Annotated in this window: 11 protein-coding genes; 5 read left to right on the top strand and 6 right to left on the bottom strand. The window is 63.8% G+C overall.

Annotated elements, in window-relative coordinates; translation table 11 throughout:
• The first annotated feature begins 26 nt into the window (after nt 1-26).
• Nucleotides 27-1,019, top strand: a complete 993-nt coding sequence (locus NYQ83_RS09630) for an SIS domain-containing protein (RefSeq protein ID WP_261214364.1) — start codon at nt 27-29, stop codon at nt 1,017-1,019.
• A gap of 39 nt (nt 1,020-1,058) precedes the next feature.
• Here NYQ83_RS09630 and NYQ83_RS09625 read toward each other — a convergent pair whose 3' ends face one another.
• The 3 genes from NYQ83_RS09625 to NYQ83_RS09615 all read right to left on the bottom strand — a co-directional run bounded on the left by NYQ83_RS09625 (nt 1,059) and on the right by NYQ83_RS09615 (nt 6,670).
• Nucleotides 1,059-2,849: an SLC13 family permease gene (locus NYQ83_RS09625; protein WP_261214363.1), complete on the bottom strand. Its 1,791-nt coding sequence runs from the start codon at nt 2,847-2,849 to the stop codon at nt 1,059-1,061.
• A 99-nt stretch (nt 2,850-2,948) separates the two neighbouring features.
• A complete protein-coding gene (mdoH, locus tag NYQ83_RS09620) occupies nt 2,949-5,108 on the bottom strand; it encodes a glucans biosynthesis glucosyltransferase MdoH (RefSeq protein WP_261214362.1) in 2,160 nt (719 codons plus the stop codon).
• Entirely contained in the window at nt 5,105-6,670 is a 1,566-nt protein-coding gene (locus tag NYQ83_RS09615; RefSeq protein WP_261214361.1) for a glucan biosynthesis protein, read from the bottom strand. The genes mdoH and NYQ83_RS09615 overlap by 4 nt, the downstream gene beginning before the upstream one ends.
• Nucleotides 6,671-6,950: 280 nt before the next feature.
• On the opposite strand from NYQ83_RS09615, the gene ettA reads away from it, so the two are divergent.
• Nucleotides 6,951-8,609: an energy-dependent translational throttle protein EttA gene (gene ettA / locus NYQ83_RS09610; RefSeq protein WP_128291498.1), complete on the top strand. Its 1,659-nt coding sequence runs from the start codon at nt 6,951-6,953 to the stop codon at nt 8,607-8,609.
• Nucleotides 8,610-8,669: 60 nt separating this feature from the next.
• Here ettA and NYQ83_RS09605 read toward each other — a convergent pair whose 3' ends face one another.
• Both NYQ83_RS09605 and NYQ83_RS09600 read right to left on the bottom strand, forming a co-directional pair.
• On the bottom strand, nt 8,670-9,989 hold the full coding sequence (locus NYQ83_RS09605) for an APC family permease (RefSeq protein WP_261214359.1): 1,320 nt from the start codon (nt 9,987-9,989) through the stop codon (nt 8,670-8,672).
• Between the two features lie 102 nt (nt 9,990-10,091).
• Nucleotides 10,092-11,057, bottom strand: coding sequence for an MBL fold metallo-hydrolase (locus tag NYQ83_RS09600; RefSeq protein WP_261214357.1), 966 nt, complete (start codon nt 11,055-11,057; stop codon nt 10,092-10,094).
• A gap of 233 nt (nt 11,058-11,290) precedes the next feature.
• Between NYQ83_RS09600 and NYQ83_RS09595 the strand changes: the two genes are divergently transcribed.
• Complete coding sequence (locus NYQ83_RS09595) at nt 11,291-12,397, top strand: alkene reductase (RefSeq protein WP_261214356.1); 1,107 nt, start codon at nt 11,291-11,293, stop codon at nt 12,395-12,397.
• 106 nt (nt 12,398-12,503) lie between these two features.
• The gene (locus tag NYQ83_RS09590; protein WP_261214355.1) at nt 12,504-13,685 is read left to right on the top strand and encodes a lytic murein transglycosylase; all 1,182 of its coding nucleotides are present in this window, start codon (nt 12,504-12,506) and stop codon (nt 13,683-13,685) included.
• A gap of 70 nt (nt 13,686-13,755) precedes the next feature.
• On the opposite strand, the gene NYQ83_RS09585 is transcribed toward NYQ83_RS09590, so the two are convergent.
• Nucleotides 13,756-14,550: a hypothetical protein gene (locus tag NYQ83_RS09585; RefSeq protein ID WP_261214354.1), complete on the bottom strand. Its 795-nt coding sequence runs from the start codon at nt 14,548-14,550 to the stop codon at nt 13,756-13,758.
• Nucleotides 14,551-14,634: 84 nt separating this feature from the next.
• Between NYQ83_RS09585 and NYQ83_RS09580 the strand changes: the two genes are divergently transcribed.
• On the top strand, nt 14,635-15,588 hold the full coding sequence (locus NYQ83_RS09580) for an ABC transporter substrate-binding protein (protein ID WP_409976996.1): 954 nt from the start codon (nt 14,635-14,637) through the stop codon (nt 15,586-15,588).
• Nucleotides 15,589-15,590: the final 2 nt, after the last annotated feature.

Here is a 15,590-nt window from a genome sequence, read left to right as displayed (position 1 = left end):
CGACGAAAAGGATCGGCGGAGTACCTATGTTGAAGCTCGCAGCCACCTCCCACGACGCGCTCGATGCCTCGATCAAGAAGACGATCGAGATCGCTGCCGCAGGTCTCGGCGAGGTGCAGAACCAGATTTCCGAGGGGCCGCTCGGCGACCAGATCGAAAGCGCCGTGCGTTTGATCTTGTCTCTCAAAGGCCGTGTCATGGTGGCCGGCATCGGCAAGAGCGGCCATATCGGTCGCAAGATCGCGGCGACGCTCGCCTCGACCGGAACGCCGGCCTATTTCGTGCATCCGACCGAGGCAAGCCACGGCGATCTCGGCATGATCACGCGCGAAGATGCGATCCTGGGCCTCTCCTGGTCGGGAGAGACCACGGAATTCGCCAGCCTTCTCGCCTATTCCGAACGCTTCTCGGTGCCTTTGATCGCGCTCACCTCGGGCGGACATTCGACGCTTGCGAAGGCGGCCACGATCCCGATCGTTCTGCCGAAGGTGACGGAGGCCTGTCCGCACGGGCTCGCGCCGACGACGTCGACGCTCATTCAGCTTGCCGTGGGCGATGCGATCGCCATGGCGCTCCTGGAGGCGCGCTCTTTCGGAGCGCAGGACTTCAAGGTCTTTCATCCGGGCGGGCAGATCGGGGCGCAATTGCGCCAGGTCGCGGAGATCATGCATGGCGAGGCGAGCCTGCCCTTGTGCCGCCTCGGCTCCGGCATGGGCGATGCGATCCTGACCATCACCGAAAAGGGGTTCGGCACGGTCGGTGTCGTCGATGAGGCAGGCAAGCTCGTCGGTATCATCACCGACGGCGATATCCGCCGGCACATGGCCGACCGTCTCATAGACAAGAAGGTCGAGGACGTGATGACGCGCACGCCGAAGACGGTCGCGGCGGGTGCGCTTCTCGCCGCCGCCATGCGCGAGATGGAAGGCAAGAAGATCAACGTGCTCTTCGTCGTCGAGGAGGGGCGCCCGATCGGCATCGTGCATTTGCTCGATCTTCTACGGGCGGGGGTCGCCTGAGACCCCTCCCGAGCCGTCACGTGCTTTCAGGCCCGCTGGTCAGCCTTCGAGAGGCCAGATCAGCGGAATGGTGAAGATGCTCGCCAGGCCGACGATGATGTTCATCGGCAGGCCGATCTTGACGAAATCCGTGAAGCGATAGCCGCCGGCGACATAGACGAGCGTGTTGGTCTGGTAGCCGATCGGCGTGGCGAAACTCGCGCTCGCGCCGAACATGACGGCCACCGCGAACGGGCGAGGATCGAGCCCGAGCTGCGCCGCGAGCCCGATGGCAATGGGCGTGATGACAACCGCCACCGCGTTGTTCGTCACCATCTCGGTCAGGACCGAGGTCAGCGCATAGACCGCCGCCAACAGGACGATCGGCGGCAGCACCTGAAGATAGGGCATGGCTGTGTCGATGATCAGTTTGATGGCGCCCGACCTGTCGATGCCTTCGCCGACCGCAAGCATGCCGAAAATGAGGATGAGGATGCGCCCGTCGATGGCGCCGAACGCCTCGTCGGGATCGATGCAGCGGCTGAGGAGGACGGCCGCGACGCCGAGGATGGCGAGCCCCGCGATCGGCATCAGATTGAAGGCTGCAGCCGCGACCACGGCGGCAAGGACGAGGCCGGCCACCGGTGCCTTGGTGCGCCGATAGGGGCGAGCCTCCGGCTGATCGATGTTGAAGATCCCGCCCTCTCTGACAAGTTCCGCAAGACCCTTGGTATTGCCTTCGAGAAGCAGCGCATCGCCGGGCTGCAGGGCGACCGCATTGAGGTTGTGGCCGAGCCAGCGGCGGTGTCGACTGACGGCGAGAGCCGACACACCATAGCGGCTGCGCAGAGCGAGATCTGGAATACGCAGGCCGGCATATTGGGAATCCGGCGAAATCAGCGCTTCGACGAGTTCCGGCGGCTTGCCTTCTTCGTCCGGCTTGGGCGGTTCGCTCGTTCCCATGCGAATGCCTGAGGTCTGGCGAATGCCGAGGAGCTCGCTGAGAGAGGCGCTGACGGCGACGCGGTCTCCCTCCTGCAGCGGCTCTTTCTGCAGATTGCGACGAAGGACCCGGCCGCCGCGCCGGATCGCGAGGAGCGATACGCCGGGCTCGTTGAGGCTCGTGATTTCTCCGAGCGTCCGACCGATCAGGGGCGAGCCTTCCGGAACGCGGAAGTCGCTGATGAAGGCGGCACCCTCCTGCGCGCCCATCACATCGCCGAAGGTCGGACGTTCCGGCAGAAACCGTTGCATTACGAAGAGATAGAAGCTGCCGACGGCGGCGACGACGAGCCCGACCGGAGCAAGCGAAAAGATGGTGAAGGGTTCAAGCCCCAGATCGCGCGCCACACCGTCGACCAGAATGTTGGTGGAGGTGCCGATGAGCGTGCAGGTGCCGCCGAGAATGGCGGCATAGGAGAGGGGGATGAGAAGCTTGGAGGGAACCGAACCGACCGAGCGGGCGAGCCCCATCACGACCGGGATGAGCACCATCACCACCGGCGTGTTGTTCAAAAACGCGGAGGCGGCGACCGTCGCGCCCAGAACGCCGACGATCGCGTAAACGGGTCGCCGCGTCGCCCGGCTCAGAATGAAGCGGGACATGGCGTCGAGCGCGCCGGTGCGAACGAGCGCACCGGACAGGACGAACATCGCGCCGATGGTGATCGGAGCCGGATTGGCGAAAACGCTCAACACCGTGTTCGTGTCGAGAATGCCGAGCGCGAGAAACGCAGCGGCACCGAGCGTGGCGACGACTTCCGGCGAGAAGCGCTCCCACATGAAGAAGACGAACATCAGCGCCAGGATCGCCAGAGCGACGACGGCCTGATTGGCGTGCACAAACTCCATCACGATCGCGCGTGAGATCTGCAATCGCGGAGATCGGCAGGGCCGGTGTGGCCCGGCACGGGAGGCGCCTTCATGGCATAGTCCGGTATGAGAATGGGGTCAGGCTGCTGCTTCTTCGCGGGAGCGGCTTGCCGCCGCGAGCTTTGCCAGCCGCTCCATCTCTGACGGATGCGCGGCGACGGCGAGACGCTCTTGCGGGTCGAGCCAGGCAAGCGCTTCGGACAGATTTGTGGCATCCGAGATCTTCTTGGCAGCGCTCAGGAGGAAGCGGTCGACCTGACCGCGGTCCTTGGGGGCCGGGGGCGTCAGCCATGCGAAATAGGCCTGACGCAGATCGGACGATTGCGCGACTGCCGCCAGCGGATCGTCACCAAGCTCGGGCCGTTCGGCGAGAATTTCATCGCGCGCGCACGCGATCGCGGGCCGCTCGACCTCTTCCGGAATGAGGAGAAGCTTCATGCCGCGCAGGGTGTTGCCGATCTCCTCGCTGGCGCTCCAGCGCGACAGAAGCGGCGAGAAGACGAGACCGATAACGATCGGCGACAGCCAGGCAAGGATGGCGGGCGAGACGAAGATGGCGACGGCGGTGAGGAAAATGCCGAAGAGGACATGGCTACGGTGTGTCCCCCAGAGCGCCGACCAGGCCTCGGCGCTGCCGCCTTTTCGGCTTTGCGGCGCCCAGCCGGAATCCTTGCGCCGCAAGATGTCCCAGACATGCCGGCTCTGCAGGAGCATCATGATCGGGGCGTAAAGGGTGGAGGCGACGATTTCGAGGAGCATGCTGAGCGTGACGGCCGCCGCGCCGCCATGGGCGCGCCGCAGGCGCCTGGAGAAAATCACGCGCAGCGTGCCGAAGATCTTCGGAATGAACAAAATCACGAGCGTGAAGACGAAGAGCGTCAACATGCGCTCTGAATCGAAGACGGGCCAGTTCGGGAAGAGCTGATGATCGTCGCCGAAATAGACCGGCGTGACGAGCTTCGCCTGCACGGCGAGAACCAGACCGACAAGGATCAGGAGCAGCCACAAGGGCGAGGAGAGGTAGCTCATGATGCCGATGAAGAAGTGCAGACGCGAGGGACCGGCAAGGCCCTTGGCGCCGATCACCTTGGAGTGCTGCAGATTGCCCTGCGCCCAGCGCCGGTCGCGCACGGCCGTCGCCAAGAGAGACGGCGGGCTTTCCTCCCACGAATCCACGAGGTCGGTGGCCATCTCCACCTTGTAGCCGGCACGGCGCAAAAGCGCCGCCTCGACGAAATCGTGGCTCAGGATATGGCCGCCGAAGGGCGGGGCGCCCGGCAGCGGCGGGAGGCCGCAAGCCTTGGCGAAAGCGCGCGTGCGGATGATCGCATTGTGGCCCCAGTAATTGCCGTCGGAGCCCTGCCAGGCTGCCATGCCGCCGGCGACGACCGGCCCATAGACTGCACCGGCAAACTGCTGCATCCGTGCGAAGAACGAGTTTCCGTCGAAAAGCCGCGGCACGCTCTGGAAAAGGGCGAGATTGGGATCCTCCTCCATGCGCGCCACCATGCGCAGGACGGTGTCCGCCCGCATCAGGCTGTCGGCATCGAGGACGAGCATGAAGTCGTAACGTCCGCCCCAATTGGCGACGAACTGCTCGATGTTGCCGGCCTTCTTGGCCGAATTGATCGCCCGTCTGCGATACCAGACCGGCAGGGTTCCGGCGAGCGCATCGGTGAGGCGATGCATGGCCAGCGTTTCACGAACCAGGGATTCGGCGCGATTGGAATCCGACAAGACGACGATCTCGAAGGCGTGGGCCTGACCGGCGCGTGCGATGTCTTCCGCCATCGCCTGAAGGCTGGCGGCGACCATGTCGGCATCTTCGTTATAGACCGGCATGACGATCGCGGTGCGGCTCTTAAGGGGGTGCTTTGGAACCGGCGGCGTCGGCAGAGGGCGGGGGGCGAGAAGGCCCGCAACGGCAAAGCTCGTCGACATCGCGATCCAGGAATAGGTGATCGCGAAGAGGATCGTCATGATCCCTTCGAGAATCGTGATGCCGCCCGCCGAAACGACGGCGATCATCTCGTGCACGCCGTAATAGATGAGGCCGCCCGCCGTCAGGATCGCGATCAGCCGCGCATAACGCGCCGCGGCCGGATTGCTGCGCGGCAGAGCATCGACCGGCTCCTTCGAAAAGTCTTGATGGGGCATCGCCAGCGGATGCTGCGGCGGCATCGGCCCGAAGGGCCTCAAGACACGTTCGTCAGGATGGTCGTGCTTCTGCTCGCTCATTCGGGAACCCAACGGTAGAGCCAGGTTTCGCTGGCGGGCTCGCCATCGGCGACGAGACGCACGCGAAACTCCGTCAACTGATCCTCCGGCTCAAAGAGGAACGTCGCTCTGACACCGCCAACAAGCGGGTTCGGCTGCAAGACCTGCCCCTTGATGGCGCCGTGATTGGCGGAGACCTCCAATGACAGGCCGTCAAAGGCCGGAAGAGTGCCTTCTTCGGGAATGAAATCGATGACGTAAAGGTTGCTCGTGTCGTGAAAGTTCCGCCCGGCGCGGCTGTCGGCGGCGTAAAGCGAACCGGCAGGGGCTTTCGGCCGGTCGGTCCAGCGCATGCGGTAGGCGAAGGAATAGGGCGCGCCGGGGGTCACATCGTAGGATGGTCGCCAGAAGGTGACGATGTTGTCGTGGATTTCCTTGTCGGTCGGGATCTCCAGAAGCTCCACCTGGCCGTTGGCCCAGGTCCCGATCGGTTCGATCCAGACGCTCGGGCGGCGCTCGTAGCGCGCTTCCAGATCCTGAAAATCCTGAAAATCGCGGGCGCGCTGAACGAGACCGAAGCCGCGCGGGGCGGGATCCATGAAGGACGAGGATTGCAGCGTCGGATAATTCGCGAGCGGCCGCCAGATCCACTCATTGTTGCCGGTCAGCATCTGCAGGCCGTCGCTGTCGTGGACCTGCGGGCGGTAATCGTTGAAGCCCGTGCGGTTGAGCGGACCGAAGAGGAACATCGAGGTGAGCGGCGCAAGGCCGATATGGTGCAGAGGCTGGCGCGGAAAGAGCTCGCCCGTGACCTCGATCACCGTGTCGCGGCCCGGACGCACGACAAAGCGATAGGCCCCCGTCGTCGACACGCTGTCGAGGAGGGCATAGATGTTCAAAACCTCTTCGCCAGGTTCCGGCTTCTCGATCCAGAAGGTGGTGAAACGGGGAAATTCCTCGCCGTCCGGATCGCCGGTCTTGAGCGCGAGGCCGCGTGCGGACAGCCCGTAATACTGGCCCTGGCCGACGGCGCGGAAGTAGGTCGCGCCCTGAAAGACGAGGAATTCGTCCCACACATTCGGGCTGTTGATCGGGTTGTGGACGCGAAAGCCGGAGAAGCCGATATCGACACCTTCGGGCGGCTGCGGTGCCTGGCGGAAGTTGTACATCGCCGGGTTGTAGGCCACCTGATGGGCCTCGCCGTTCTCGACGATGAAGATGTTGACCCGCTCTTTGAACAGCGCGCCGCGATGGAGAAAGTCCAACTGGAAGGCGAGGCCTTCGTCGCGCCAAAGACGGGCTTCGCGCCGGTATTCGATCTCGCGGAACTGCGCATAATTGAGATCGGCGAATTGGGCCGGCAGATCGTCGTCAGCCTCTTTGAACGGGCGCTCGGCAAGCGCGCGCGCCTGAGATTTCAGGCTGTCCCACGTAAACGCGTTGTTGCTTGGGGGAGGCGCGGCAATGTCTGGCGCCGGATTTTCAGGTGTGTCTGGGGAAGCGCCTCTCTGGGCGAATGCGTTGCCGCTTGCGCTTGATGCCGCGGCTGCCAGAGAAGCAACGAGGAAGGCCCGCCTGTCCATACTCAACTCATGTTGTCGGAGAAGACGCGGGCCGAGCGCCCGCGTTCCTAACGCGCCTCATAGCACTCGGTTGCCACGGAAACATGCTTTTTTTGGCGTTGCAGCATGGTTATGCGCGCGGTGAAAGGCTTCGAAGCAAGGTCTGTGGCGGGTCGATAGGAAGAAGATGTGGCAGAGATGGGGCGCAGGCGCTGACCGCGACGCCATTGCTCCCGGCGGCCGCCTCGCTTATGTGGGCTGAAATTCCCTCGCATCCCGAAGACAACGGAGATCGGCGACCATGGCGCGCCAGTTCATTTATCATATGTCCGGCCTGTCCAAGGCCTATTCCGGCGGCAAGAAGGTTTTGGACAACATCCATCTGTCCTTCTACCCGGATGCCAAGATCGGTGTCCTCGGCCCGAACGGCTCGGGTAAATCGAGCCTCCTGCGCATCATGGCCGGGCTCGACAAGGAGTTCACCGGCGAAGCCTGGGCGGCCGACGGCGCACGCGTCGGCTATCTGCCGCAGGAGCCGCAGCTCAACCCGGCCAAAGACGTCAAGGGCAACGTGATGGAAGGGGTCGCCGCCAAGCAGGCGATTCTCGACCGCTACAACGAGCTCATGATGAACTATTCCGACGAGACGGCGGAAGAGGCGGCAAAGCTTCAGGATCAGATCGATAGCGCCAATCTCTGGGATCTCGATTCAAAGGTCGACATGGCTATGGAGGCGCTGCGCTGCCCGCCGGGCGACGCGGACGTGAACGTCCTGTCCGGCGGTGAACGCCGCCGTGTGGCGCTGTGCAAGCTGCTTCTGGAAGAGCCCGATCTTCTCCTCCTCGACGAGCCGACGAACCATCTCGACGCGGAGACGGTGGCGTGGCTCGAAAAGCATCTGGAGCAGTATCCGGGCGCTGTCCTGATCGTCACCCACGACCGCTACTTCCTCGACAATGTCACGGGCTGGATCCTCGAGCTCGATCGCGGCCGCGGCATCCCCTACGAGGGCAATTACACGGCCTATCTCGATTCCAAGTCGAAGCGCATGCAGCAGGAATCGCGCGAGGACGAGGCACGCCAGAAGGTCATCGCGCGCGAGCGCGAATGGATGGGCCGCTCGCCGCAGGCGCGGCAGGCGAAGTCCAAGGCCCGCATCAAGGCCTATGACGAGCTTCTGAAAGCGAATCAGGAACGCATGGCAAGCCGCGATGCGCAGATCGTTATTCCGCCGGGCCCGCGGCTTGGCGACGTGGCCATCGAGGCGGAGGGGCTGACGAAGGGCTTCGGCGATCAGCTTCTGATGGAAGACCTCTCCTTCAAGCTGCCGCCGGGTGGCATCGTCGGCGTTATCGGCCCGAACGGCGCCGGTAAGACGACACTTTTCCGCATGCTGACGGGGCAGGAGACGCCGGATGCGGGCGAGATCCGTCTCGGCGATACGGCCATCCTCGGCTATGTCGATCAGAGCCGCGACGACATGGATCCGAACGCGAGCGTCTGGCAGGAGATTTCCGGCGGGGCGGAGGTGATCCAGCTCGGCAAGCGCGAGATGAATTCGCGCGCCTATGTCGGCGCCTTCAACTTCAAGGGCGGCGACCAGCAGAAGCCGGTCGGCAAGCTCTCCGGCGGTGAGCGCAACCGTGTGCATCTCGCGAAGATGCTGAAATCGGGCGCCAACATTCTGCTGCTCGACGAACCGACCAACGATCTCGATACGGAGACGCTCGCGGCGCTTGAAGAGGCGCTCGAAGATTTCGCCGGCTGCGCCGTCGTCATCAGCCACGATCGCATGTTCCTGGACCGGCTCGCGACGCACATCCTCTCCTTCGAGGGCGACAGCCATGTCGAATGGTTCGAAGGCAACTTCGAGGCTTACGAAGAGGACAAGAAGCGGCGCCTAGGCACCGACGCCGTCGAGAACCCGCGGCGGATCAAATACAAGCCGCTGACGCGGTGAGGTTCAGATACGGTCTTGGTTTGGGGCGCTTCGGCGCCCCTTGCTTTTTGAGGCTTTCGGTCAGGCTTTTGTCTCGCCCTGCGAGCCGGTGTGCCGGCGTGGGCCGCGGCGCCAGATGAGGGCCGTTTCCACGAGTATGGCTGTCCCGTAAGCCCCGGCGAGCCAGGCGAGGCTCACCTTGTCCTCCTGCCAGGTGTGCCACATCAAGACGGCGAAGCTTGCCGCGGCGAGCACGCTGCCTGTGAGCGGCAGGAGCGGGGACATTTTGATCCGCCATGCGAGCCGGAAGGCGGCGAGGTTCACCGCCGTGAAGATCACCAGGAAGGTGGCACTCGCAAAGGTGGAGATGACCTGCAGCGGTGCGGCGAGGGTGAAGGCGATCGCAAGTACCGTCAGGACGATCAGGGAAACGAAGGGCACCGGGCGGGTGCGCTCGCGCATCGAGAAGATTTTCGGCAGGGCATGTTCGCGTGCCATCACCATGGCGAGGCGCGCCGCACCGAAGAGCGTGGCGTTGATGGCCGAGGCGGTGGAGAGGAGGGCGGCGATGCCGATCAGCGTGAAGCCCGCCGCACCGAGTGTCGGGCGGGCGGCGACGGCGAGCACGTATTCCTGATCCTTCTGGATCTCCTGAGGCGTCAGATTGCCGAGAGCCGCGATCGCGACGACGACATAGATCGCGGTGGTGACGAGGATCGCGATGACGATCGCCCGCGGCAGGTTTCGCTCCGGGTTCGCCATTTCATCGACGGCGTTCGGAATGAGTTCGAAGCCTTCATAGGCAACGAAAATGAGCGCGATCGCGGCGATCGGCGCTGTGATGCCGAGATTGAAGACCGGCACGAAATGGTCGGCCTTGATGCCGCCCATGGCGACGGCTGCAAACAGCGCAAGAATGGCGAGCTTGATCGCGACGACGCCGAGCTCGACGCCGCCGGAGATTTTCGCGCCGACGAGATTGATGGCGAGGAAGAGCCCGAGGACGAAGGCGCCCAAGGCACCCGGCGCCCAGGCCGGATCGATGGTCTTGGGCAGAAGGCTTGCGCCATATTCGCCGAAGGCGCTCGCATAAAGGGCGAGCGTGCCGACATAGCCAGCCACCAGCAGCCAGCCCGCGACGCCGGCGATCGCAGGCGCGGCGAACGCCTTCTCGATATAGGTGAAGCTGCCGCCATCATCGCGAAAGGTGAGGCCGAGACGGGCGTAGGAGAGGCCCGTCAGAAGTGCGATCGCGCCGCCACCTGCGAGGGTTAGCGCAACCGCGTGGCCGGCCGTCGCCATCGCCAGGCCGAGAACGGCGAAGATGCCGCCACCGATCATGCCGCCGATGCCGAGAGCGGTCACCTCGACGAGACTGAGTTTTTCCGATTTTTGCGCCATCTTGTCCGTTTGCCAGCAATTGCAGCTGTTGCGCCCCTCGGCAAGTGGTCGCGCCGGAGGAGGGGAGAGGCAAGGGCTGAGACGGTTTTGACGGCGGCGGTGTCAGTGGCCCGGCAGAACCAGAACTTTCGGGTCGAGCGGCAGGGTGGCGACCGAGACCGTGGTTTCTGCGCTTGGGTTGATCTCGACGGCAAAATCCTCGCCGAGGCGCGAGAGGAAGCGCTGCAGCGTGCCCATGCCGAAATAATGCATGGGCAGGATGAGGCGCGACTTCAGCACTTTGAGCGTTTCCACGACCGCGTCCTGGCTCATCGTGTAGGAGCCGTCGACCGCCACCATGACGACGTCGAGCTGGCCGATGATACCGAGATCTTCGGGCGCCAGCACGTGGTGGAGGTGGCCGAGATGGCCGATGCAAAGGCCTGCCGTCTCGAAGATGAAGATGGAATTGCCCGCCGTCTCGCGCCCGCCGAAGCTGCGAATGTCGGTCGGCACGTTGCGGATGAGGACATCGCCGACGGTGAGGTTGTGGTGGGCTTCGCCGCCTTGTGGGTTCCAGCCGCGCAGGACATGGGCGATCGCCGGATCGGGCTGGTCGGTGTAATGCGAGGAATGGGCGTGGTTCATGGTGACGACGTCCGGTGTCACGCCGCCGGCCCAGCCGTCGTAATCGGTGGCGATCGTCACGCCCTCGGGGCTTTCGATGAGAAAGGTGGCGTGACCGACGAAGCGGATCGTCACCTCGCCCTGCTCGGGCGGTCTTAAGGCGAAGGGCTTCCCCTGGACGAGGTGCCGTGCGGGCGCGTCGAGGCGGCGATAGCTCGCATAGAGCGTGGGTGGGGCGGCTTCTGCGATCGCGAGGCAGCGGCTCGGTGTCTGACGTTCCGTCCGCTCCTGAACGGGCAAGGGCGCGGCGTTTGCCGCTGTGCCAAAGGGGCCGATCGAAGCTGCAAGGGCAATGATGGCGGCACCGATTGTGTGGGCAATCGAGCGGGCGACTGGGCGGCTGATGGCAGGGGAGTCGCGTCCCCTCATCCGCAGCCGGCGGAGTGGCGAAGGCGGCGGCATGGCCCTCTCTCCCATCAAGCCTTCATCTGAATGAGTTTAGCGGGAGTTGCATGTGCCGCAACGCCGGTTGCGCCACTACACGGCAACTTGACCGAACCGAAACCTTGCGGCCTTTGTTGATGCCGGCCTGGCGAGTAGGCGATTTTGCGCGGCCGTCATGACTGGCGAGATTTTGCACCGCACCTAGTTAGATGCGCAACGACACCCGCCCGCCGCTTTGAGAAGGGAAATTTATGTCTGAGACATTGTCGAAGCTCTTTCAGCCGATCGATCTCGGCCCCGTACCGCTTGCCAATCGCATCGTCATGGCGCCGTTGACGCGCAGCCGCGCCGACGAGAACGACGCCCCGCGGGATTGGCATGTGGAATATTACCGCCAGCGTGCCTCGGCCGGCCTGATCATCGCGGAAGCGACGCAGATCACGCAGCAGGGCAAAGGTTATGCCTGGACGCCCGGCATCCATTCCGACCTGCAGGTGGAGCGCTGGCGTGCGGTCACCGACGCCGTGCACGACGCGGGCGGCAAGATCGTCCTGCAATTGTGGCATGTCGGGCGCATCTCGCATCCCGATCTGCAGCCGAACGGTCAGCTGCCGGTCGCACCGTCTCCGGTGAAGCCGAACGTCAAGGCTTTCACGGAGGAGGGTTTCAAGGACGCCGTGGAGCCGCGGGCGCTCAGCGCCGACGAGCTGCCGGGCATCGTCGAGGATTACCGCAAGGCGGCCGCGAACGCTCAGCGTGCCGGTTTCGACGGCGTGGAGATCCATTCCGCCAACGGCTATCTGCTCGACCAGTTTTTGCGCGACAAGACCAACAAGCGCCATGACACCTATGGCGGTTCACTCGACAACCGCATGCGTTTTCCGCTGCAGGTGGTCGATGCCGTCGTCGATGTGTGGGGTCCGGAGCGGGTCGGCATCCGGATTTCGCCGGTCAGTCCCGCGAACGACATCGCCGATTCCGATCCGGAGATGCTCTTCCGCGCCTACGTGCGTGAACTCTCCGAAAGGCGGCTCGTCTATCTGCACGTCATCGAAGGCGAGACGCGCGGTGCCCGCCAGCCGGACGGACAGTTCGACGTCACCACGTTGAAGCGGGATTTTGCCGGCCTCTACATCGGCAACAACGGCTATACGCGCGAACTCGCGATCTCAGCGGTCGACGAGGGGAAGGCCGACCTCGTGGCCTTCGGCCGGCCATTCATCTCCAATCCCGACCTCGTGGAGCGGCTCAAGCGGAATGCCCCGCTCGCAGAGCCGGACCAGGCGACGTTCTATGGCGGCGACGAGCACGGATATACGGACTATCCGACCCTCTCCGCCGAGACGGAATCGGCCTGAGCGAAAGTTTTGACCGATCCGCGCTCCGCTTCTTGAAAAGGCCCACTTCTTGAATCGTTTGGGGGCCGCGCCAGAATGCGGGGCGCGGGAATCACTAGGAGATCTCATGCGCGCGAAATGTGTATGGACGGCGGCCGTTTTCGGTCTCGTCCTTGCGACGCCGGCTGCCGCTCAGCAATGCGGCGGCGATTTTTCGACCTGGCTCAACGGAGTGAAGCAGGAGGCGGCCGCAGCCGGCGTCTCCGATCGGGGCCTCTCCGCCCTTTCCGGTGTGCAATTCGATCGGCGGGTCATTTCGCGCGATCGCGCGCAGGGCGTGTTCACACAGACGTTTGCCGAGTTCGCGGGCCGTATGGTCAACGATTACCGGCTGAAGAACGGCCGCTCGCTTCTCAACAAATATGCCTCGACCTTCTCGCGCATCGAGCAGAAATATGGCGTTCCGGGGCCGGTGATCTCGGCGTTCTGGGCACTGGAGACGGATTTCGGCGCCAATCAGGGCGATTTCGATACGCTCAACGCGCTTGCGACCCTTGCGCATGATTGCCGGCGGCCGGAGCTTTTCAGGCCGCAGCTCATCGCTGCCTTGAAGCTCCTCGATCGCGGCGATCTCGCACGCTCGGAGATGAAGGGTGCCTGGGCGGGCGAGCTCGGCCAGACGCAGATCCTTCCTTCCGATTATCTCGCCTCCGGCGTCGACTTCGACGGCGACGGGCATGTAAACCTGAAGAAGAGCGTCCCCGATGTGCTCGCGACGGCGGGCAATTTCCTGAACCGACTCGGCTGGCGTGCGAACGAGCCATGGCTGCAGGAGGTCGTGATTCCGGCCGATCTGCCCTGGGCGGAGGCCGGGCTTTACAACAAAATCCCGGTGAGCAAGTGGGAATCCTGGGGCGTGAAGGCGCGTTCGGGCAATCTTCCGGGCGGTTCTTTGCCCGCCTCTCTGGTCCTGCCTATGGGACGCAACGGGCCGGCCTTCCTCGCCTATCCGAATTTCCATGTCTTCCTGGAATGGAACCAGTCGCTCGTCTACGCCACGACGGCGGCCTATCTCGCCACGCGCCTGGATGGAGCTCCGCGTGCCGATATGGGCAATGCCTCCTCCGGTCTGTCGTCTGCGCAAATGAAGCAGTTGCAGCAGGCACTTCTCGACAAGGGGTATCAGGTCGGCAAGGTCGATGGCATTCTGGGCGCGATGACGCGTGACGCCGTGCGCGCCGAACAGCTGCGTCTCGGCCTGCCGGCCGACGCCTGGCCGACGGAAGAGCTGCTCGCCAAGATTCGCTAGGCTCCTGACAAATGAAATGTGAGGGCTCGAACACCAGCTTCGAGCCCCACCGGGCTTAGTGCCGACAGCGTCAAGCAGTGTTCGAGGACCTACGAGGTGCAAGCGCCTTTGCCACCTCGTCCGCCAGATCCTCGCTCGGACGCTCGCCGGAAAGACGGAGAACGGGGGCGAACTGGGTGCTCAACCAGCGCTCGTGCTGCGCGATGTTGCGCCCCGTGAAGGTGGGGTCGTCATAGCGTGAAGCCCAATCTCTGAATGCCAGATGCGCTTCGTGCATATCTCCGCCCGGCAGAATGCGCGCGCCATGCCGCTCCGCTTCGCGCCGATCGAGACGTTGAAGCCGAACGCTGGTGGGCGTCTTCAGAAACACGATGAGATCGACTTTGTGGATCAGGGCGTCGCCCCATCCAATGAAAGACCCGGTCAAGATCCACCCCCGAGACGCGGCCTGTCTCTCCTGGATCAGACGGACGCGGTCTTCGGCCGGGCGTTTCGTGCTGAAGGGAGGATCGGTCGGCATCCAGTAGAAGTCGTCGACATCAAGATGCGGAACCCCGAACCGCTCGGCCAGGAGAGTACCAAGCGTTGAAACGCCAGAGCATGATGCCCCGGTCACATACACCCGCGGTCGATCCATGTGACTGTCGTCCTGAACGAATGGGCGGCTTCTATCGTGGCGGGCGTCTGCGCTCAATGACAGACGCGTCCGCATAATCCACGATCGGACGAACAACCGCAGGCTTTGGTCTCGGAAGGCGTTGATCGCAGCTTCTGCCGTGCTATTGCGTAAAATCTTGAAAATCGAACTCTTTGGCAGGACGTTCGATGTGCCCGCCTTGGGGGGCGGCGGCTTATCTGCCGGCATCGGATCTGCCACGGGGCCATGAGGCAGATTTCCGTTCTCTCAATCTCGAAAGGCGTACATATGCAGACCCTCAAAGCTTTTGCTTTGGCCGCGCTCGCACTCGGCATTGCCAGCGCCGCGACCTTCGAGGAATCCAAGGCGCAGGACACGAAGACCGTCGCCATCACCTATATCGTCGAGCATCCGGCGCTCGACGCCGTCCGCAATGGGATGATCGAAGGTCTCGCGGAACGCGGCTACAAGGAAGGTGAAAACCTCAAAATCGTTTCGCGCTCGGCTCAGGGCAATATGGCGACGCAGGCACAGATCGCCTCTGAGTTCGCCGGGCTTGAACCCGATCTCGCCGTCGGCATTTCCACGCCTTCCGCACAGGCCGTCAAACACGCGCTCAAGAACACGCCGGTGGTCTTCGCCGCCGTCACCGATCCGGTCGGAGCTGGCCTTGTAGAAAGCCGCGAGAAGCCGGGCGGTCTCGTCACAGGCACGAGCGACCAGCAGCCCTATGAGCCGATGCTCGAGCTCATCAAAGAGCTGATGCCCGACGCCACGAAGCTCGGTGTCATCTACAATCCAGGCGAGGCCAATGCGGCCAAGCAGGTGGAAGATCTGAAGACCGCGGTGGAGCCTTTCGGCATGACGCTGGTCGAGGCGCCTGCCGCGCAGTCGACGCTCGTCGCCGATGCGGCGCGCAGCCTCGTCGGACGGGCGGACGCCGTGCTTCTTCCGGTCGACAACACCGTCGTCTCGGTGCTCGAAGGTGTCGTGACGGTCGGCGAGCGCGCCGGTCTGCCGGTGTTTGCCTCCGACGTCGATTCCGTCAATCGCGGCGCCATCGCGGCTATCGGCTTCGACTATTACAAGATGGGCGTCCTGTCCGGCGACATGGCGGCCGATATCCTCGACGGCAAATCGCCGGCCGATATCCCGGTTGCCGTTTCCGACAGTCAGGATCTTTATCTCAACGCCACCGCGGCCGAGAAAATGGGCGTCACCATTCCGGACGACGTTTTGGCCAAGGCGAAGAAGGTCGTTCGCTAATT

It is taken from the genome of Afifella sp. JA880 (assembly GCF_025379905.1).
Taxonomy (GTDB): Bacteria; Pseudomonadota; Alphaproteobacteria; order Rhizobiales; family Afifellaceae; genus Afifella; species Afifella aestuarii.
This window is presented reverse-complemented; position numbering and strand designations above follow the sequence as displayed.